The sequence below is a fragment of the Nocardioides sp. R-C-SC26 genome (genome assembly GCF_021246465.1).
GTDB lineage: Bacteria > Actinomycetota > Actinomycetes > Propionibacteriales > Nocardioidaceae > Nocardioides.
Genome location: NZ_JAHRHK010000003.1, coordinates 26372 through 45424, shown reverse-complemented (window position 1 = coordinate 45424; position 19053 = coordinate 26372). Strand labels below are relative to the sequence as shown.

Annotated in this window: 19 protein-coding genes; 4 read left to right on the top strand and 15 right to left on the bottom strand. The window is 70.8% G+C overall.

Annotation, left to right across the window (positions count from 1 at the left end):
• Window positions 1-35: 35 nt before the first annotated feature.
• Window positions 36-1925 (bottom strand): translational GTPase TypA, encoded by a 1890-nt coding sequence (gene typA / locus KSO97_RS03585; protein WP_374198442.1) that lies wholly within the window; start codon window positions 1923-1925, stop codon window positions 36-38.
• Between the two features lie 157 nt (window positions 1926-2082).
• The gene (locus KSO97_RS03580) at window positions 2083-2772 is read right to left on the bottom strand and encodes an aspartate/glutamate racemase family protein (RefSeq protein WP_232676552.1); all 690 of its coding nucleotides are present in this window, start codon (window positions 2770-2772) and stop codon (window positions 2083-2085) included.
• An 87-nt stretch (window positions 2773-2859) separates the two neighbouring features.
• On the opposite strand from KSO97_RS03580, the gene KSO97_RS03575 reads away from it, so the two are divergent.
• Complete coding sequence (locus KSO97_RS03575; RefSeq protein ID WP_232676550.1) at window positions 2860-3939, top strand: alpha/beta hydrolase; 1080 nt, start codon at window positions 2860-2862, stop codon at window positions 3937-3939.
• 119 nt (window positions 3940-4058) lie between these two features.
• Window positions 4059-4574: a TspO/MBR family protein gene (locus KSO97_RS03570; protein ID WP_232676548.1), complete on the top strand. Its 516-nt coding sequence runs from the start codon at window positions 4059-4061 to the stop codon at window positions 4572-4574.
• Window positions 4575-4627: 53 nt separating this feature from the next.
• On the opposite strand, the gene KSO97_RS03565 is transcribed toward KSO97_RS03570, so the two are convergent.
• The gene (locus KSO97_RS03565) at window positions 4628-5041 is read right to left on the bottom strand and encodes a MarR family winged helix-turn-helix transcriptional regulator (protein ID WP_232676546.1); all 414 of its coding nucleotides are present in this window, start codon (window positions 5039-5041) and stop codon (window positions 4628-4630) included.
• A 147-nt stretch (window positions 5042-5188) separates the two neighbouring features.
• Between KSO97_RS03565 and KSO97_RS03560 the strand changes: the two genes are divergently transcribed.
• Window positions 5189-6301, top strand: a complete 1113-nt coding sequence (locus KSO97_RS03560; protein ID WP_232676545.1) for a substrate-binding domain-containing protein — start codon at window positions 5189-5191, stop codon at window positions 6299-6301.
• A 67-nt stretch (window positions 6302-6368) separates the two neighbouring features.
• On the opposite strand, the gene KSO97_RS03555 is transcribed toward KSO97_RS03560, so the two are convergent.
• The 11 genes from KSO97_RS03555 to urtA all read right to left on the bottom strand — a co-directional run bounded on the left by KSO97_RS03555 (window position 6369) and on the right by urtA (window position 15850).
• Window positions 6369-7238 carry an urease accessory protein UreD gene (locus KSO97_RS03555; protein ID WP_232676544.1) on the bottom strand — a complete coding sequence of 290 codons (870 nt, stop codon included), beginning with the start codon at window positions 7236-7238 and terminating at the stop codon, window positions 6369-6371.
• Window positions 7219-7959: an urease accessory protein UreG gene (gene ureG / locus KSO97_RS03550; RefSeq protein ID WP_232676543.1), complete on the bottom strand. Its 741-nt coding sequence runs from the start codon at window positions 7957-7959 to the stop codon at window positions 7219-7221. The genes KSO97_RS03555 and ureG overlap by 20 nt, the downstream gene beginning before the upstream one ends.
• Window positions 7952-8650 carry an urease accessory protein UreF gene (locus tag KSO97_RS03545; protein WP_232676542.1) on the bottom strand — a complete coding sequence of 233 codons (699 nt, stop codon included), beginning with the start codon at window positions 8648-8650 and terminating at the stop codon, window positions 7952-7954. Before KSO97_RS03545 ends, ureG begins: the two co-directional genes overlap by 8 nt.
• Before the next feature lie 28 nt (window positions 8651-8678).
• The gene (locus tag KSO97_RS03540) at window positions 8679-10382 is read right to left on the bottom strand and encodes an urease subunit alpha (protein WP_232676541.1); all 1704 of its coding nucleotides are present in this window, start codon (window positions 10380-10382) and stop codon (window positions 8679-8681) included.
• Window positions 10375-10701 (bottom strand): urease subunit beta, encoded by a 327-nt coding sequence (gene ureB / locus KSO97_RS03535; protein WP_232676540.1) that lies wholly within the window; start codon window positions 10699-10701, stop codon window positions 10375-10377. The genes KSO97_RS03540 and ureB overlap by 8 nt, the downstream gene beginning before the upstream one ends.
• Window positions 10702-10713: 12 nt before the next feature.
• Complete coding sequence (locus KSO97_RS03530; RefSeq protein ID WP_232676539.1) at window positions 10714-11016, bottom strand: urease subunit gamma; 303 nt, start codon at window positions 11014-11016, stop codon at window positions 10714-10716.
• A gap of 16 nt (window positions 11017-11032) precedes the next feature.
• Complete coding sequence (locus tag KSO97_RS03525) at window positions 11033-11713, bottom strand: ATP-binding cassette domain-containing protein (RefSeq protein ID WP_232676538.1); 681 nt, start codon at window positions 11711-11713, stop codon at window positions 11033-11035.
• Window positions 11706-12512, bottom strand: a complete 807-nt coding sequence (urtD, locus tag KSO97_RS03520; RefSeq protein WP_232676536.1) for an urea ABC transporter ATP-binding protein UrtD — start codon at window positions 12510-12512, stop codon at window positions 11706-11708. The genes KSO97_RS03525 and urtD overlap by 8 nt, the downstream gene beginning before the upstream one ends.
• Entirely contained in the window at window positions 12509-13570 is a 1062-nt protein-coding gene (urtC, locus tag KSO97_RS03515; protein WP_232676535.1) for an urea ABC transporter permease subunit UrtC, read from the bottom strand. Before urtC ends, urtD begins: the two co-directional genes overlap by 4 nt.
• On the bottom strand, window positions 13567-14451 hold the full coding sequence (urtB, locus tag KSO97_RS03510; protein WP_232676534.1) for an urea ABC transporter permease subunit UrtB: 885 nt from the start codon (window positions 14449-14451) through the stop codon (window positions 13567-13569). The genes urtC and urtB overlap by 4 nt, the downstream gene beginning before the upstream one ends.
• 151 nt (window positions 14452-14602) lie before the next feature.
• The gene (gene urtA, locus KSO97_RS03505; protein ID WP_232676533.1) at window positions 14603-15850 is read right to left on the bottom strand and encodes an urea ABC transporter substrate-binding protein; all 1248 of its coding nucleotides are present in this window, start codon (window positions 15848-15850) and stop codon (window positions 14603-14605) included.
• Window positions 15851-16059: 209 nt separating this feature from the next.
• Here urtA and KSO97_RS03500 point away from each other — a divergent pair, with 209 nt between their 5' ends.
• The gene (locus KSO97_RS03500; protein WP_232676532.1) at window positions 16060-17406 is read left to right on the top strand and encodes a hypothetical protein; all 1347 of its coding nucleotides are present in this window, start codon (window positions 16060-16062) and stop codon (window positions 17404-17406) included.
• 102 nt (window positions 17407-17508) lie between these two features.
• Here the strand turns inward: KSO97_RS03500 and KSO97_RS03495 are convergent, their stop codons facing one another.
• Window positions 17509-18993 (bottom strand): ABC transporter substrate-binding protein, encoded by a 1485-nt coding sequence (locus KSO97_RS03495; RefSeq protein WP_232676531.1) that lies wholly within the window; start codon window positions 18991-18993, stop codon window positions 17509-17511.
• Between the last annotated feature and the right edge of the window lie 60 nt (window positions 18994-19053).

Genomic DNA, 19053 nt, shown 5'->3' with positions numbered 1-19053 from the left:
CACGCAGCGGGCGCCGGTCGTTCGGGTCGTCGGCGCTACTTGTTGGCCTTGCGCGCCCGCGAGGCCGACTTGGCCCGCACATTGGCGTCGAGCTCGACCTTGCGGATGCGCACCGACTCCGGCGTCACCTCGACGCACTCGTCGTCGCGGCAGAACTCCAGGCACTGCTCCAGCGAGAGCCGCTTCGGCGGGATGAGCTTCTCGAAGTTGTCGGAGGTGGCAGACCGGATGTTGGTCTGCTGCTTCTCCTTGGTGATGTTGACGTCCATGTCGTCGGCGCGGGAGTTCTCGCCGACGATCATGCCCTCGTAGACCTCGGTGGTCGGCTCGACGAACATCACGCCACGCTCCTGCAGCGACGTCATCGCGTACGCCGTCGCGGCACCCGCGCGGTCGGCCACCAGCGAGCCCGAGGCGCGCGAGCGGATCTCGCCGGCCCACGGGAAGTAGCCCTCGGAGATGTGGTGGGCAATACCCGTGCCGCGGGTCTCGGTGAGGAAGTCGGTGCGGAAGCCGATCAGGCCGCGCGCGGGCACGACGAACTCCATGCGCACCCAGCCGGTGCCGTGGTTGGTCATGCCCTCCATGCGGCCCTTGCGGTTGGCGAGCAGCTCGGTGATCGTGCCGAGGAACTCCTCGGGGGAGTCGATCGTGAGTCGCTCGAACGGCTCGTGCAGCTTGCCGTCGACCTCCTTGGTGACTACCTGGGGCTTGCCGACGGTCAGCTCGTAGCCCTCGCGACGCATCTGCTCCACCAGGATGGCGAGCGCCAGCTCGCCGCGGCCCTGGACCTCCCAGGCGTCGGGGCGGTCGGTCGGCAGGATGCGCAGCGAGACGTTGCCGATGAGCTCGGAGTCGAGGCGGTCCTTCACGAGCCGCGCGGTCACCTTGCCGCCCTTGACCCGGCCGACGAGGGGAGAGGTGTTCGTGCCGATGGTCATCGAGATCGCCGGCTCGTCGACGTGGATGAGCGGCAGTGCGACCGGGTTCTCGACGTCGGCCAAGGTCTCGCCGATCGTGATCTCCGGGATTCCGGCGACCGCGACGATGTCGCCCGGCCCGGCCTTCTCGCCCGGCTTCCGCTCCAGGCCCTCGGTGATCAGCAGCTCGGTGATCTTGACGTTCTTCACGGTGCCGTCGCGCTGGATCCACGCCACCTGCTGGCCCTTGCGCAGCTCGCCCTGCTTGATACGCAGCAGCGCGAGGCGCCCGAGGAACGGCGAGGCGTCGAGGTTGGTGACGTGCGCCTGCAGCGGGGCGTCCGCGTCGTACACCGGCGCCGGGATGGTGTCGAGGATCGTCTTGAAGAGCGGCTCGAGGTTCTCGCCGTCGGGCATGGTGCCGTCGGCGGGCTGGGTGAGGCTCGCGATGCCGGCCTTGCCCGAGGCGTAGACGACGGGGAAGTCGAGGGCGTCCTGGCTGTGGCTGTCGTCGAGCAGATCCATGAACAGCTCGTAGGTCTCATCCACGACCTCGGAGATCCGCGCGTCGCCGCGGTCGGTCTTGTTCACGACCAGGATCACCGGCATGTCGGCGTTGAGCGCCTTGCGCAGCACGAAGCGCGTCTGGGGGAGCGGGCCCTCGGAGGCGTCGACCAGCAGCACGATGCCGTCGACCATCGAGAGACCCCGCTCGACCTCGCCGCCGAAGTCGGCGTGGCCGGGGGTGTCGATGATGTTGATCGTCATGCCGCCCTCGGGGGCGTGCTCGCCCTGGTACCGCACGGCGGTGTTCTTCGCGAGGATCGTGATGCCCTTCTCGCGCTCCAGGTCGCCGGAGTCCATCACGCGCTCGGCCACGCCCTCGGCCTGGTGCGCGGTGAACGCGCCGGCCTGGTGGAGCATCGCGTCGACGAGGGTGGTCTTGCCGTGGTCGACGTGCGCGACGATCGCGACGTTGCGCAGGTCAGAGCGGGTGGAAGTCACGGGGGGCAAGCCTAGTTGCGCGACGACGTCTTCCCCGCATCGTGGGCGCTGTGATCCGAGCCGGGGTCTCGACGAGCTCGACCACCGGGCTCCGCTCGACCACCGGGCTCCGCTCGACCGCCGGGCCCGGTCATCGGGCTCGTCGAGATGCGCCGCCTCAGGCCAGCGCGCGGTCGAGCGCTGCGGCGACGTGCAGCGTGGTGGAGGGGAAGACCGGGATGTCGGCGTCGGCCTGACGGACCAGGAGCTCCAGCTCGGTGCAGCCGAGGACGACGCCGCCGGCGCCGGCGTCCCAGAGCTTGTCGATGAGACCGACGACGAAGCGGCGGGACGAGTCCAGCACGCGCCCGTGCACGAGCTCCTCGTAGATGATCCGGTTGAGCTCGGCGTGGTCGGCCTCGTCCGGCACGTGTACGGCGAGCCCGTTGGCCTCGAGGCGCTCGGTGAAGAACCGGCGCGACATCGCGAACGTCGTCCCCAGGAAGCCGATCGACCTCACGCCCTGGTCGGCGCAGGCCGCGGCGACGACGTCGCCGAGGTGCAGGACGGGGATCGAGATCGCCTCGCTGATCTGCTCCGCGACGCGATGGAACGTGGTCGTGCACAGCAGGAGGAAGTCGGCTCCGGCAGCCTCGGCCGAGTGGGCCGCTGCGATGAGGATGGTGGCGACCTCGTCCCAGCGCTCGGCCTCCTGCAGGGCGGTCACCTCGGCGAAGTCGACCGAGACCATGACCGACCTGGCTGACGAGAGGCCCCCGAGGCGTGCCTCGACGCCCTTGTTGAGCAGCTCGTAGTACGCCGCGCTGGATTCCCAGCTGAGCCCGCCGATGAGTCCGATGGTCTGCACGCCGACCAGTGTTCCACCTGCGCTGTCGCCGATCTCACAACCCCGCGGGTTGGAGCCGCGAGTGCTTATTGACGTACGTTCAACAGCATGCGTCGACTGCCCGCCGCCCTCGTCCTGCCGCTCGCCCTGCTGCTCGGCACGGCGACGCTCGCCACCGCGTCTCCGTCGGCCCAGGCGGCGGACGGCGTCCGGGCCGAGCGCCCCGCCTCCCAGCAGGTGGCGTCGCGCGGCATCGTGTTCGATCTGGTCAATGCCCCGTACGGCTTGGTCGAGACGCTCAGCGGCTGCCCCGCCGACCGGCGCTCGCACCGGGTGGTCGCGCGGCTCGTGGGCCCGCGGCAGGTCGTGCGCGGCCGCGCCGGCACCTCGACCGCGAACGTGCTGGTGCACGACGCGGGCACGGGGGCCTGGTTCTGGAACCTGCGCTCGGCGCCGTCCCTGGACTACGCCACGCAGCTCGCGCGTCGTGGTCAGACCTCCGTCGTGCTGGACCGGCTGGGCTATGGCCGCAGCGCGCTGCGCGACGGCAAGCGCACCTGCCTGGACGCGCAGGCCCACATGCTCGGCCAGGTCGTGCAGCACCTGCGTGCCGGCAAGTTCACCTACGCCGACGGCCGCGGTGGCAGCACTCAGCACTTCACCAAGGTCGTGCTGCAGGGCCACGGCACCGGTGCCCTGCTCTCCCAGCTCGCTGCGGCGCGCTACCCGGCCATCGCGGGCGTCGTCCTGATGTCGCCGCCGAGCACCAGTCCGACGTCGGCCGCGCTCGGCCTGCTCGGCCAGCAGGGGCGCGCCTGCCTGACCGCGAGCTTCGCGCCCTTCGGTGCCTCCGCGACCGACTTCAAGAACATCCTCTTCGCCTCCGCCCCGCGCGCGGTGCAGAACACGGCAGCAGCCCTGCGCAACAGCACGCCCTGTGGAGACGTGAGCAGCACCGCGGGCGCCCTGCTCGCGAGTGTGCTGCCCACCGGGACGATCCCGCGCGACGTACCCGTCCTGCGTCTCGTCGGCGCGCGCGACGCGCTCTTCCCGCGCGGCGATGTCCACACCGGTACCTCGGCGCGCACGACCACGCGCGTCTTCGCCCGCTCGGGCAACGCGCTGCCTCTCGAGCGCGACGCCGCGGCCGTACGAGGTGCGGTGCTGCGGTTCCTGCGCACCCTCTGACGCCGGGTCCCGGGTCGACTGGCTCCGGTTCGACTGGCTCCGGGTCCTGCCGCGACGGCCCGTGACCGCGCCCTCCCTCGGGGTGGTCTGCGCGCGACCAGCGCGGGGACGGTGACGGCATGAGCAGCTTCTCCGCGACCGCCCCCCGCCACGCGCACGTCCCCCCGTCGCGCCGCGGCACGACCTCGGTGGCGGCTCTCGCCGTCTTCGCACTGGTGGTCGTCGGCGCGGCCGTGGTGGGGAGTCTCGCCGCGACGTCGTCGAAGGAGACCTACGCCGCTCTCGACAAGCCCTGGTTCGCCCCGCCCTCGTGGGTCTTCGGACCGACCTGGACGGCGCTCTACGTGCTGATCGCGATCGCAGGGTGGCGACTGTGGCGGGCCTCGGGTGTGGACGCGGCGGTGGTGTGGTGGGGCGTGCAGATCGTGCTGAACGCCGCCTGGACGCCTCTCTTCTTCGCTGCCGACGCCTACGGTCTCGCGTTCGCAGAGCTCACGCTGCTCGTCGTCTCGGTGATCGCCACAGTGCTGCTCGCCCGTCGTCGCGACAAGATCGCCGCGCTGCTCCTGCTGCCCTACCTCACCTGGGTCGTCTTCGCGGGCGCGCTGAATCTCGGTGTCTGGCTGCTCAACTAGGAGCTTCAGGCCCTGGCGCGGCCGGCCCGTGTCGGCATGGTCGCCGTCGTGGGTCAGCCGACGATGGTGGTGAGGTCGGCCACGAGCGCGTCGAAGCGGTCCGGACCGAGTCCGGCGCGTAGCTCGCGCTCCAGACGCTCCTCCGCGGCACGCAGATCACGCGCGACCTCGGCGCCGCGTGGCGAGAGCGCGCCGACGACGCGTCGGCGATCGTCGGGATCGACACGACGCACCACGACGCCGTCCTCGACGAGGCGGTCGACCAGACGGGTCAGGGTCGCGGCGGGAACGACGGCGGCGTCGGCCAACTCGGTCATGCGGGTGCCGGGCGCGTCGAGGAGCACCCCGACGACGCGCCATTGCTCCGCCGACAGGCCGGCGGCGTCCAGCACCGGCTGGAGCCGCGAGCGCAGCGTGGCCTCGCTCTGCTTGATCAGCAGACTCAGGCTGAGCGGCTGGTCGGGCACGACGGCCTCCCGTGTGGATGTCGTCTCATCGAGCGGCATTCCCATTACTTCCGGACGGAATCAGTTTACCCTCGATGGCAAGGGACACCCGACGACGTGAGTCCACCCTCCGAGCGGCCGTGCGGCCGTCTCCCCACGGAGGCTCCTGTGAGCTCACTCGCCCTCGCGCCCCACCCGCGCGGGGTCAGGCGCGCTCGGGCGACCGACACACTGTCGGTCGCGTTCGTCGTGCCGATGCGCGGCCCCACCGGCATCTACGGCCCGTCCTGTCTGGCCTGCGGCGAGCTCGCCGTCGAGCAGCTGAACGCCAGAGACGGCATCGGCGGGCGCCGGATCGAACTCGTGCTGGTCGACGCCGGCGACGCGCCCGCCACGGTCGCCGCCGAGGTCGCCGAACTCGTCGACGCCGGGTGCGTGGAAGCCGTCGCGGGCTGGCACACCTCGGCGGTGCGGCAGGCCGTCACCAGGCGCGTCGGAGGGCGCGTCATCTACGCCTTCTCCGCGATGCACGAGGGCAGGGACGACACCCCCGGGCTCTTCATGCTCGGTGAGCGGCCGATCAACCAGCTGCTGCCCGCGGTGCGGTGGATGCGGGAGGAGCTCGCGGTCGGGCGGTGGGCCGTCGTCGGCAACGACTATGTGTTCCCGCGGGTCACCGGCGCGACCGCTCGGTTCGCGTTGGAGGACAGCCCGTCCAGCGTCGTCAGCGAGACCTACGTGCCGCTGGGCACCACCAACTTCCGCTCGGTGCTGCACGATCTCGAACGCACGGACGTCGACGGCGTGATCATGCTGCTGATGGGCCAGGACGCGGTGCACTTCAACCGCCAGTTCGCTCGCGCAGGTCTCAGCGCGTCGCTGCCCCGGCTGAGCCCCGCCGTCGAGGAGAACACCCTGCTGGCCGGCGGGGCCGGTGCCCACGAGGGGCTCTATGCCGCCGCCGCCTACTTCGACGGCATGGCGACGACCGAGAGCGCCGACCTCGCGGCCGCCTACTACGCCCGGTGGGGGCGTTGGGCGCCGGCGCTGAACGCGGTGGGCGAGTCCTGCTACGAGTCGATCATGTTCCTCGCCCAGGCAGCACGCGCGTGCGGCTCCCTCGACGTGGCGGCGGTGACGGACATGCGCGACGGTCATTTCTACGACAGCCCGCGCGGGCTGATGCGGCTGGCGGGGAATCTGCTGGACCAGGACGTCTACCTGGCGCGCGCCGACGGCGTCGAGTTCGCCGTCGAGGACCAGATCGCCTGGATCCGCTGACGCGCTCGGGCCAGGGCCGTGGAGCGGTGAGTCTGGGACGGATTGACGCCTGCGAACCACCTCGGACTCACCGCCGAACCAGGGTCGCCGCCGGCGGCGGTGAGTCTGGGAGGGTCCGGCACGGGTGAACCGTCCCGGACTCACCGCTCACCGGCCCACCGCGCGACGTCGGGCCCGCGGCGGAGACCGCGTCACGAGCCGCGTGCCAGGCGGGATGGCGAAGGGTGGCGTGCACCTCGTTGCCGAGCGCGCGCCACAGCACTCCGCCCGCCTCCAGGTCGAACCGGTCACCAGCGAGATCGTCGGCGGGTCCGTCAGCGCTCGCACCGAGCAGCAGGACCGACGACATCACCCGGTGTCGTCCCCACAGCCCGACGGCGTTGAGCGGGTCGAGGACGAGTTCCTCGACGAGCTCGGGGCCGGCAGGCCCGGTGATGGCGAGGTCTTGGCGCAGCGCACCCGGCCATTCGCCGTAACGACCCAGCACCACGGTCTCGCGCAGTGCCAGGACGGCGCCGACGGCGCGCGTGACCACCGTCGTGCGCTCGACGTCGGCGCCCGCGGCCACGACGAGCGGCTGACCGCCCCACGTCAACCGCGCACCGGGGCCGAGGGTGATCGACACGGCCCACCGCGCGGTACCTCCGCGCATGTCGTAGGCGACCGTGCCGGCCGGCTCGACGATCTCCAGGGCGGCATCGGGCCCGACGTCGACGCGGACATCGAGGTGATCGCCGGCCAGGAGCATGGCGCCCTCCGGCACCAGGGAGACTCGCGCGGTCCTCCCCGCGCCGTGCAGCAGCATCGGACGCAGCAGCGCACCACCCTCGGGGCCGTCCGCCTCGACGAGGACGCGGGGACGCGTTCCGGTCGCCTCGACGGCGACGACCGTGCGCCCGACGCGCGGTGCGACCCGGTCAGCGGTGGGCGTGCTCATGCACGTGCAGGCCGTCGTGGTCGTGCACGTGGAGAGTGCCGCCGGTCTCGTCCGCATGGAAGTGCGGCGCCATCGGACCCGGGTCCTGCGGCACGAGCGTGCCCGCCGTGTGGGTGGAGAGCTGGCTGCGCACCCACGAGACGAGCGCGTCGATGCTCGCCCGGTCTGTGCGACTCAGCGCGACGACGGGTCGGCCCTCGCGAGCCGCCGTCGCATCGGCGACCATCTGCTCGCGATCCACGCCGACATGGACGGCGAGATCGGTCTTGTTGACCACCAGCAGGTCGGCGCGCTCGATGCCGGGCCCGCCCTTGCGCGCGACGTCTCCGCCGCCCGCGACGTCGAGCACGAAGATCTGGACGTCGACCAGCGCGGGCGAGAACGTGGCGGTGAGGTTGTCGCCGCCGGACTCGATCATCACCAGCTCGAGGTCGCCGTACTCGGCCTCGAGCTCCTCCACGGCGAGCGCGTTGGCGGTGATGTCGTCGCGGATCGCGGTGTGCGGACAGGCCCCGGTCTCGACGGCACGGATCCGGTCCGGGTCGAGCACGCCGGCCGAACGCAGGAAGCGGGCGTCCTCGTCGGTGTAGATGTCGTTGGTGACCACGCCGAGCCCGAGTCCGCCGGCGAGTTCGCGGCAGAGCAGGGCGATGAGCGAGCTCTTGCCGGTGCCGACGGGGCCGCAGACCCCCAGTCGCAACGCACGGGATGAATCACGCACTGAACAACCTCCTGGTCGCGGTGGCGTGGGCCTGTGCCCACGCCTCGATCTGGGGAGCACCCGACGCCGGGATCTGGTGCGGCAGCTGGAGACCTGCGACCTCGTCCGCGAGCCGGTCGACGAGGGGGAGGGCGTCGAACACCCACCCGGTGACCACAGCCGGGTCGAGCGGCACCAGCTTCAGCGCGGCCGCGCAGACCGTCTGCACGTCGTCGTAGGCGACGAGGCGGGCCAGCGATCGCGGTGACAGTCCCGCGCGATCGGCCGCGTGAGCCAGCGCGACGGCGCGGCTGGTGGGGCGGCGGTCCTCGAGCCTGTCGAGATGCGGGGTCTCGACAAGCTCGACCACCGGCGGCGCGGGTGCCGGCCACAGCCGCGACGTCAGACGCAGGAGCGCCCGCGCCTGGGTGCGCGACGTCGCCCGCATGGCCGGAGACGGGGTGCGCGCGGCCCATGCCCGCTCGACGTCGTCCAGTTTCAGCCCGCTCCTGATCCGGTGGAGCGCGACGACCGCCGTGGCGGCCTCGACCCGGGTGACGGTGCGCAGCCGGGTCGCGACGAAGAACGGCACGTCGTCGACCGTCAGACCACCCGCGAGCGCCGGTTCCAGAGTCCCCGACTGGGTGTGGCCCGCGACCGGCAGGCGGGCGTCGGCCAGCAGCAGGAGAAGCGAGTCGGCGTGGGCGTGCACGGTCGGCCGCCTCCTCTCGGGGTGCGGATCAGAACAGGGAGTAGAGCTGCGCCAGCGGAAGCCGCTCCGCCGGCGCAGGCTCGATCGACTCGCCGTCGACGGTGATGGCGAAGGTCTCGGGATCGACGTGGATGTCGGGCAGGGCGTCGTTGTTGACCATGTCCGCCTTGGTGACCTCGCGCGTCGGCTTGAGGGGTGCGAGCCGGCGACGCAGGCCGAGCCGGCCGGTGAGGCCGCCGGCCAGCGCGGCAGGGGAGACGAACGTCAGGGAGTGGGGCGCGCCGTCGGTCACCAAGGTCGGACGCATCAGCACCGGTTGCGGTGTCGGTATCGAGGCGTTGGGGTCCCCCAACGCGCCCCACACCAGTGCGCCCGCCTTGAGGACGACGGCGGGGCGGATGCCGAAGAACCGGGGATCCCACAGCACCAGATCGGCGAGCTTGTCCGGTTCGATCGAGCCGATCTCGTCGTCCAGGCCGTGCGCGATCGCCGGGTTGATCGTGTACTTCGCGACGTACCGCTTGGCGCGAGCGTTGTCGGCCGGGCCGGAGAGGTCGGCGTGGTCGCCGAAGCGGACCTTCATGGTGTGCGCCACCTGCCAGGTGCGGCAGACCACCTCGCCGATCCGGCCCATCGCCTGGGCGTCGGAGGAGGTGATGGAGAGTGCGCCGAGGTCGTGCAGCACGTCCTCCGCGGCGATGGTCGTGGCCCGGATCCGCGATTCGGCGAAGGCGAGGTCCTCGGGCACCCGGGGGTTGAGGTGGTGGCAGACCATGAGCATGTCGAGGTGCTCGGCCACGGTGTTCACCGTGTGCGGCAACGTCGGATTGGTCGAGCCGGGAATCACATGCGGCAGCCCCGCGACGCGGAGGATGTCGGGCGCATGCCCGCCGCCCGCGCCCTCGGCGTGGAAGGCGTGGATGCCGCGCCCGCCGATCGCCGCGACCGTCGACTCCAGATAGCCCGCCTCGTTGAGGCTGTCGGAGTGCAGCGCCACCTGCAGGCCGTGCTCGTCGGCCGCGCGGAGGGCCGCATCGATGGCGGCCGGGGTGGCGCCCCAGTCCTCGTGCACCTTGTACGCGCCGGCTCCGGCGAGCGCCTGCTCGGCGAGCCCCGCGGCGCTGACGGTGTTGCCCTTGCCCATCAGCAGCACGTTGAGCGGGACGGCGTCCAGCGCGCGGTGGATGGTCTCCAGGTGCCACGGCCCGGGCGTGACCGTCGTGGCCTTGGAGCCCTCGGAGGGGCCGGTACCCCCACCCCCGACGGTCGTGATGCCCGTGGCCAGCGCTTCCGCGAGCTGCGACGTGGAGAGCAAGTGCACGTGGACGTCGATCGCGCCGGCGGTCAGGATCTTGCCCTCGCCGGCGATCACGTCGGTGCCGGGGCCGATCACGAGCTTGGGGTGCACGCCGTCGGCGATGTCGGGGTTGCCGGCACGGCCCAGCGCGACGATGCGGCCACCGCGCAGTCCGACGTCGGCCTTCACGATGCCCCAGTGGTCGAGCACGATCGCGTTGGTGATCACCGTGTCGAGCGCGCCATCGGCGCGCGACCGGGTGGACTGGGCCATCGACTCGCGGATCGACTTGCCGCCGCCGAACACGGCTTCCTCGCCGCCGATGGTGTGGTCGCGCTCGATCTGGATCCACAGGTCGGTATCGCCCAGCCGGACCTCGTCGCCCGTCGTCGGTCCGTAGAGCGCGGCGTACTCGGCGCGACTGATCTCAACCATCGGTGCGCACCTGGATGCCGGGTACCGAGCGCGCCCCACCGAGCGCGACGATCGCGACCTCCTGGGAGGCGCCCGGCTCGAAGCGGCGTGACGTGCCGGACGGGATGTCGAGCCGGTGCCCGGTCGCTGCCAACCGGTCGAACGCGAGCGCCGGATTCACGTCCGCCAGGTGGATGTGCGAGCCGATCTGCACCGGGCGGTCCCCGGTGTTCACGATGACCAGCAGGCCCCGCTGATCGGCGCCGCGGTCGTCGTTCAACCTGATGGTGCCGGGCGCGACGCGGATCGCTCCAGGGCCCTGCGATACGGGGCTGGCCACGGGCTGCTCCTCTCAGGCAATCGGCTGGTGGAGGGTCACGAGCTTGCGCCCGTCGGGGAAGGTCGCCTCGACCTGGACGTCGGTCAGCATCGCCGCGACGTCCGGCATCACGTCGGCGCGACTGAGGACGCTGCGTCCGGAGGTCATCAGCTCGGCGACGCTGGCGCCCTCGCGGGCACGCTCGATCACCCAGGTGCTCAGCAGCGCCACCGTCTCCGGGTAGTTCAGCCGGACGCCGCGCGCGAGACGATCGCGCGCGACCATGCCGGCCACGGAGAGCAGCAGCTTCTCGGTGTCGCTGGGGGTCAGGTGCATCCGTCGGCCGTCCGCTTCAGACGGCCATCGCGGCGCGCACGTCGTCCACGGCGCCGGGACCGCCCACGCCGTGGGAGGTGATGCGTCCGGACTCGATGACGTAGTAGCTCTGGGTCGCGCGCAGCGCGAAGCCGACGTGCTGCTCGACCAGGAGCACTGAGAGGTCGCCGCGCCGGGTGAGCTCGGTGATGACGGCCTCGATCTCGGCGACCACGTTGGGCTGGATGCCCTCGGTCGGTTCGTCGAGGATCAGCATCCGTGGCCTGGTCAGCAGGGTGCGCGCGATGGAGAGCTGCTGGCGTTGGCCGCCCGAGAGCAGCCCCGCGCGCCGGCTGAGCAGCCCGCGGAGTGCGGGGAAGGTGTCGAGCACCTCGTCGATCGCCGCCCGGTCGGTGGTGACCAGGTGCAGGTTCTCCAGCGTGGTCATCTGGGGGAAGGAGAGCTGCCCCTGCGGCACGTAGCCGAGTCCGCGGCGCACGCGGGCGCTGGGGCGCAGCCGGGTGACGTCCTCGCCATCGAGCAGGACCTGGCCGCGCATGACCGGGAGGAGGCCGACGGCCACGCGCAGCAAGGTCGTCTTGCCGGCGCCGTTGTGCCCCATCGCGGCGACCGCACCGCCGTCGTCGACCTGGATCGACACGTCGTGCAGCACCTTGGTCCGGCCGTACCCGGCCGTCACACCGCGCAGCTCAAGCATGGTCGCCCTCCTCGACTTCGGTGGTCGCGGCCGCCTCGACCTGGCGGCCCAGGTAGACCTCCTGGACCTGTGGGTTGGCCTGGATCTCGGCGACGCTGCCCTCGGCGAGCACCGTCCCGGTGTGCATCACGGTGACGACGTCGGCGTAGTTGCGGACGAAGTCCATGTCGTGCTCGATGACGACGATGGTGCGCTCCTGGCCGATACGGCGCAGCAGCTCGCCGGTCTCCTCGCGTTCCTCGGCGCTCATGCCGGCGACCGGCTCGTCGAGCAGCATCACCTTGGCGTCCTGCACGAGGAGCATGCCGATCTCCAGCCACTGCTTCTGGCCATGCGCGAGGGTGCCGGCTGGCTTGTCGCGCAGCTCGGTCAGGCCGATCGCCTCCAGCGCATGCTCGACGTAGGCCGGGACGCCACGCCGGGCCAGGACCATGCCCCACGCGCGGCGATGCACGCCGCCGGCGATGTCGAGGTTCTGCAGCACGCTCAGCTCCTCGAAGACCGTCGCGGTCTGGAAGGTGCGGCCGATGCCCGCGCGCACGATCTGGTGGGAGCGCATCGTGAGCAGGTCCTGGTTGCGATAGCTCGCCAGTCCGGTGCCGCGCACGAGACCGGTAACGGCGTCCACCACCGTGGTCTTGCCGGCGCCGTTGGGGCCGATCAGGAAGTGGAGTCGGCCCTGGAGCAGGGTGAGGTCGACCCCCTTGACCGCCTTGAAGCCGTCGAAGTCGACGGTGAGCCCGCGGATCTCCAGGTAGTCCTGACCGAGCTCGTCGGGGGTGCGGGTCTGGATGCTCATGCCGTGCTCCTCTTCAGCGCGGAGCGCAGCGTCCGCGGCAGGTCGCCGACGCCGCGCGGCAGCAGCAGGATCACCACGACGAACAGCAGGCCGAGGAAGTAGGTCCACTGCGTGGGGAAGGTCTCCGAGAGCGTCGTGCGTCCATAGCCCACGGTGAGAGCGCCGAGCGCGGGGCCGAGCAGGAGCGCCCGGCCGCCGAGTGCGACGCCGGCGATGAGGAAGATCGAGGCGGTGGCATCGACGTCGGAGGGGGAGATGATGCCCGCGATCGGCGCGAACATCGCGCCGCCGACGCTGGCCATCATCGCGGCCACGACGAACGCGACGAGCTTGATGTTCGCGGGGTCGTGGCCCAGGAATCGCACCCGCTCCTCGGCATCGCGGGTGGCGACGAGCAGTTCGCCGAAGCGGCTGCGGTAGAGCTGCCACACCACGAGCAGGCAGGCGATGAGCAGGCCGGCCGCGATGGAGTAGACCATGCGCTTGTTCACCGGGTCGTAGAGGTTGTAGCCGAAGAACGAGGTGAACTGGTTGAGACCGTTGAACCCACCGGTCTCCTGGATGGTCGCGATCAGCAACGTCGCGAACACGACCGCGAGGGCCTGGGTCAGGATGGCGAAGTAGGCGCCCTTGACCCGGCGCTTGAAGATCGCCCAGCCCAGGATCGTGGCGGCGACGGCGGGCAGCACGAGGATGGCCACCAGGGTGAACGCCCCGCTGCGGAACGGCTCCCAGAAGCCGGGCATCGTGCCGTTGCCGTAGAGCGTCATGAAGTCCGGGATGCCTTCGGGGCCGGCGGCCTCCAGCTTCAGGTGCATCGCCATCGCGTAGCCGCCGAGGCCGAAGAAGACACCCTGGCCCATCACGAGCATCCCGCCGCGCCCCCAGGCGAGGCCGATGCCGACCGCGGCGATGGCCCAGCAGATGTACTTGCCGAGGTTGTTGAGACGGAACGAGCTGAGGGTCGCGGGCGCGACCACCAGCAGCAGGACGGCGAGCGCGGCGATGGCGATCAGCGGTGCGGCACCGCGCACCAGTGCGGTCAGTCGGGGATTCACACCAACCCCCTCGTTCGGATCGTGAACAGCCCCTGGGGTCGGAGCTGGAGGAAGAGGACGACGAGGGCGAACGTGGCGACCTGCGCCATGCTCGCGCTGGTCCAGTCGGCGAAGTAGGCGGTGGCGATGCCGACGGCGAACGCGGCGATCACCGTGCCCTTGAGCTGCCCGAGCCCGCCGGCGACGACCACCAGGAACGCCGAGATGATGTAGCCGCGGCCCAGGTTGGGGTTCGTGCCACCGATCAGGGAGACGGCGACTCCGCCCACCCCGGCCAGGCCCGAGCCGACGAAGAAGGTGATCCGGTCGACCACGCGGGTCGAGACGCCCATCGTCTCGGCGAGATCGCGGTTCTGAACCGTGGCGCGGATCTGGCGGCCGAACGGCGTGTACTTCAGCAGCGCGGCGAGTCCGCCGAGCGCTGCGAGGGCCAGCACGATGGTGAACATCTGGCGATAGGGCCAGTTGTAGCCGAACACCCCGATGTTGCCGGCGAGCCAGCTCGGACCCACCACGGGGTCGCCTTGGGCGCCGAAGATGTCCTTGGCGAGCTGCTGGAGGACCAGGCTGACGCCGACGGTGACCAGCAGCGTGTCGAGCGGGCGGCGATACATCCAGGAGATCACGGCGACTTCGAGCAGCAGCCCGAACATGCCCGCGACCACGAAGGCGAGCGGGAGGGCGAGGAGGATCGAGACGTCGGCGTTGGTGACGACCTGCTGCGTCACGAACGCCGTGTAGGCGCCGATCATCAGGAACTCGCCGTGAGCCATGTTGATGACGCCCATCTGACCGAACGTGAGCGTGAGTCCGAGCGCGGCGATGAGCAGCAGGGCGCCGGTAGCGGTGCCGGCGAGCAGCGGTGTGGTGAACGCGTCCACGCGTTCTCCTTCCGGAGGCGAAGGGTGCAGTCGAGACGGCCGCCGCACGACGGCGACGTCGGAGCCGGGCCCGGAGCCCCGCGCCGATGCGCGGAGCCCCGGACCGTCGTCGGCTCAGGTGTTGCTCAGCTGGTGGTCGAGACGGCCGAGATCACTCGGCGGTCGGGTCCCACCACGAGTAGCCCTCGAGGAACGGGTCGGGCTCGATCGGGGTCTCCGAGGACCACACGACGTCGAACTGGTTGTCGTCGTTGATCTTGCCGATCAGTGCGGTCTTGGCGATGTGGTGGTTCTCGCCGTCGATCGTGACCGTGCCCTCGGGTGCGTCGAAGCTCACGCCGTCGCTGGCCGCGTTGACGTCGTCGACGTCGAAGGACTCGGCCTTCTCCACGATGGCCTTGTAGAGATAGAGCGAGGTGTAGGCCGCCTCCATCGGGTCCGACGTCGGGCGGCTCGCGCCGTACTCGTCCTGGAAGGCCTTGATGAAGGCGGCGTTCGTCGGGGTGTCGACGGACTGGAAGTAGTTCCAGGCGGCGTACTGCCCGGTGACGCTGTGCCCCATCGCCGGCGCCTCCTCCTCGGCGATCGAGACCGAGATGATCGGCGAGGTGTCTGCACCGAGGCCCTGCTCGTAGTAGGCCTTGATGAAGCCGACGTTGGAGGAGCCGTTGATCGTGTTGAACACGAAGTCCGGCTTGGCCTTGACGATCTTGGCGACCTGCGTGGTCCAGTCGTCGTCGTCGAGCGGGACGTACTCCTCGCCGACGATCTCGATGCCCAGCTCGGCCGCGTACTGCTTGATGATCTTGTTCGCCGTGCGCGGGAACACGTAGTCCGAGCCGGCCAGGAAGAGCGTCTTGGTGCCCTCGGAGGCCAGGAAGTCCATCGCGGGGATGATCTGCTGGTTGGTGGTCGCGCCCGTGTAGTAGATGTTCTCCGACGCCTCGAGACCCTCGTACTGGACGGGGTAGAACAGCAGACCGTTGTTGGCCTCGACGACGGGGAGCATGGCCTTGCGGGACGCCGACGTCCAGCCACCGAAGACGGCGGCGACACAGTCGCCGGTGAGCAGCTTCTCGATCTTCTCGGCGAAGATCGCCGGGTCGCTCGCGCCGTCCTCGACGACGGCCTCGATCTGCTTGCCCATGATGCCGCCGTCGGCGTTGATCTCCTTCATGGCCAGGCTGAGCGAGTCGCGCACGGTCTGCTCGCTGATCGACATGGCGCCCGAGGTGGAGTTGAGGAAGCCGAGCTTGACGGTGTCGCCGGAGGTGTCGACGCAGCTCTCGCCGGCGGCACCCTCCTCGCCGGACTTGGCGCCGCCGCACGCGCTCAGGAAGAGCGCGCCGGCCAGCGCGAATGCGGTACCCGTCGCCAGACGAGTGCGTGATTTCAACACGGGGATCAAACCTCTCGGTCGCACCTGCCGAGCACGCCGCTGTGCTCCTTCTTGCGGCAGGAACGTAGGAAGCCCGCGTTGCAGATTGCTACCAAATGGAATTAATTCCGTGTTACGGCCGTCGAGCCGGGAGCTCGCGCGCGGCTGAACATAGGTTAGGCTCACCTCAGTTCCGCGCCGGGGGAGGCGTGGAGGAGAAGAGGAGTCTGATGATCACCCGCACCACGCGGCGTCCCGTGCGCCGCTCCCTGATCGCCGCCGGCGCGTTGGTGGCCGGCGCGCTCGCCGCCGCCGTCCCGACCGCGCCCGCGCAGGCGGCGGGCGCCGGCTCCGGCGGCACGATCACCTGGGGCATGTCGACCTACCTGGGTTCGACCAACCCCGGCCGCCCCAACCCCTACGCCGCCGGCTACGTCGCTCCGGCCACCTTCGACGCCACCTCGCGCCTCTCGACCTGGGGCGCAGGGTCCGGCACGATCGCCGACACCGGTGCCGCCGACCTCGACTTCGACGGCACCTCGGTGAACTTCGCCTCCACCAGCGGCTCGTGGCTGCGCATCTCCGATCTCGCGGTCGACGTCGACGCCACCGGCAACGGCACGCTCAGCGGCGAGGTGTCCTACGGCATGTCGACCACGGGCACCCCGGGCGCGCTCACCTACGACCCCGCGCAGGCGCCGTCCAACGGCCCGACGCGCGTGGCCATCGTGGCCCTGGCCGGCAACACCGCCGCGGACGTCGCGCGCACCGACGCCGGAGTGACCTACACCGGCCTCGACGGCACGTGGACCGACGAGTTCAAGAGCTTCCTCGCCGCCTGGCCCTATGCGGCGACCTTCACCACGGCCGCCGACCGCCAGCCGCTGCCCGTCTCGATCGCCGCGACGACGGCGACCGCCGCCGTGCAGACCGGGATCATCAGCGCCACGCCGTCGGGTGGACTCAAGGTCGGCGTCGCCGGCACCGGCTTCACCTCCGCCCTTCACTCCAAGGGCGTCTACGCCGGGCTCGCCGTCGCCGGCGGCCTCCCCGAGCTCGACGGCCCGGACCAGGGCATGGGCGCGTTCGTCCCGGGCGCGATCGACTTCGTGATGGCGAACCGCATCACCGACGGCTCCTTCACCTCGATCCTCGCCGCGGCGACATCGGACCTGGATCGCACCAAGAGCTACTCGGTCTACGTCTGGCCCCACGCCACCAACCCGACACCGGCGAACACCATCGAGGCGCCGGTCGCCATCAACTGGTCGAAGCTCATGCCGGCCTCCAAGCGCAAGCCGACGGTCAAGGTCGCCTGGCTGACCAAGCCCAGCGCCTCGCGCACCAGCAAGGCGAAGGTGACCGTGCGCGGCCAGGCCGGCGCGGCCACCGGCAAGGTGACCCTGCGGCTGGTCGACCCCGACGGATGGAAGTCGACCAAGACCCTGAAGAAGGGCGCGACGACGTTCGTCGTCCCGCGCCTGCGCCCCGGCAAATGGACCTACGTCCTGCGCTACGCCGGTGACCGCACCTACCAGGCGTCGACCACGCGAGGGAGCTTCCGCGCCACGCGCTGAGCCCATCGCCGCTCGACGACGACGGCCCGCTGCGACCTCGGTTCGCCGCGGGCCGTCGTCGTCTGCCCACGGCCGACTCGCCGCGTGGCGGATGTCGAGGGATCAGCCCACGCCGGTGCTGATGAGCGGTCCGCAGAGGAAGTCGCCGGAGGAGACCTGCGTCCATCGACTGCCGGACAGGCGGATCATCTTGACGCAGCCGCTCGTGGTCTTGCCGCCGACGTCCATCGGCGCGTGCACCCCGTTGCCGTCCCACTCGCGCACGCCGCGCAGCGCCGCCACGAGCGACTCGCGGGTGAGCTTGCCTCCCAGCTCGGTGGCCTGCTCCACGAAGAGCCGGGTGGCCGACCAGGCGAACAGGCCGTAGTAGTCGGGGATCGAGCCCGGAGAGGTCTGGTTGAGCCACTGGCGGTACAGCACCATCTCCGGGATCCGGGTGCTGTCGAACAGCTCGATCGGTGAGAACACGTAGGAGCCCTCGCCGACGCCGGCAGCCTGCTCGACGTAGGTGTCGGTGTAGATGGTCGGATCCTGCAGGTAGACCTTCGGGGTGAAGCTCTGCTGCTTCATCGCCTGCTGCAGCCGGATGGCGAACTGGTAGGGCCCGAAGTACATGACGAACTCGATGCCCTTGTCCTTCATCTGCTGCACGAACGGCACGTAGTTGAAGGCGGAGGTGTCGATGCCCTGCACCAGGTCGACGTTCATGCCGCCCTTGTCGAACCCCGCGGCGAAGCTCTCGGCGTTGACCTTGGCGGCCTCCACATTGACGTAGAAGACGGCGACGTGCTGGCTCGCGCTGCGTTCGCGGGTGGTCCAGAAGCGAGGTTGGGACGCTGCGATCCGATCGACCTTCACCGAGTAGGCGGCGAAGCACGATCCGCAGCCGATGCGCTGCGGCGTCACGCCGGCCGAGCGGATGTCGGGGATGCCGCATGCGCCCGCCGTCGCGGCGCCGCCCTGGTCCTGCGAGGACATGGAGCCGACGACGGCGAACGCGCGGTCGCACGCCGTCGCGTAGCCCTGTTGGTCGCCGGAGGCCTCCGCGCGCGTGTCGAGCTTGATCAGCTCGAGCTTGCGACCGCAGAGGTCGCTGGTGGCGTTGAAGTAGGAGACGAACGCCGCGGCGCCGTCCTGGGCGGGCTTGAAGATGCCGGGCACCGGACCGGAGATGTCGGACACGTTGGCCAGGGTGATCGTGTCGTCGGTGATGCCGCGCTGATTGGCGAACCCCGCGCAGTCGCCGGCGTCCCCGTCGCCCGTCGCCGGTGCGGGCTCCTGCTCGCCGCCGCCTCCTGCCTCGGGGTCGCCCGCGGTCTCGGGCCCGGGACCGGATCCTGTCCCTCCCGGTGCCTGGTCCGGAGACGTCGCGGAGGTCGGGTCGACCGTTCCGGGCGGGGCATTCGATGCTCCGCCGGAAGCCGGTGACGTCGAGTCCAGTTCGGGTGTCGTGACGCTGGACTGCGTGCCGCCCTGCGCGAGTGCGACGTCGTCGGGACTCAGGTTGCTGCCGCAGGCCGCGAGCAGCAGGGCGGCGACGGCGGCGCCGACGGCGACGGGCGCGCGACGGTGTGGGTAGGTCGCCACGGGGAGCTCCTCGAGAGATGTCAACGACGTTGACCCGGGACGGTAGGTCGATGACGTGTG

Coding starts and splice junctions, on each gene's coding strand:
- KSO97_RS03575 (WP_232676550.1), top strand. CDS start 2,860: ATGCGTCGACTGCCCGCCGCCCTCGTCCTGCCGCTCGCCCTGCTGCTC.
- KSO97_RS03570 (WP_232676548.1), top strand. CDS start 4,059: ATGAGCAGCTTCTCCGCGACCGCCCCCCGCCACGCGCACGTCCCCCCG.
- KSO97_RS03555 (WP_232676544.1), bottom strand. CDS start 7,238: ATGAGCACGCCCACCGCTGACCGGGTCGCACCGCGCGTCGGGCGCACG.
- KSO97_RS03540 (WP_232676541.1), bottom strand. CDS start 10,382: ATGGTTGAGATCAGTCGCGCCGAGTACGCCGCGCTCTACGGACCGACG.
- KSO97_RS03530 (WP_232676539.1), bottom strand. CDS start 11,016: ATGCACCTGACCCCCAGCGACACCGAGAAGCTGCTGCTCTCCGTGGCC.
- KSO97_RS03525 (WP_232676538.1), bottom strand. CDS start 11,713: ATGCTTGAGCTGCGCGGTGTGACGGCCGGGTACGGCCGGACCAAGGTG.
- urtD (WP_232676536.1), bottom strand. CDS start 12,512: ATGAGCATCCAGACCCGCACCCCCGACGAGCTCGGTCAGGACTACCTG.
- KSO97_RS03500 (WP_232676532.1), top strand. CDS start 16,060: ATGATCACCCGCACCACGCGGCGTCCCGTGCGCCGCTCCCTGATCGCC.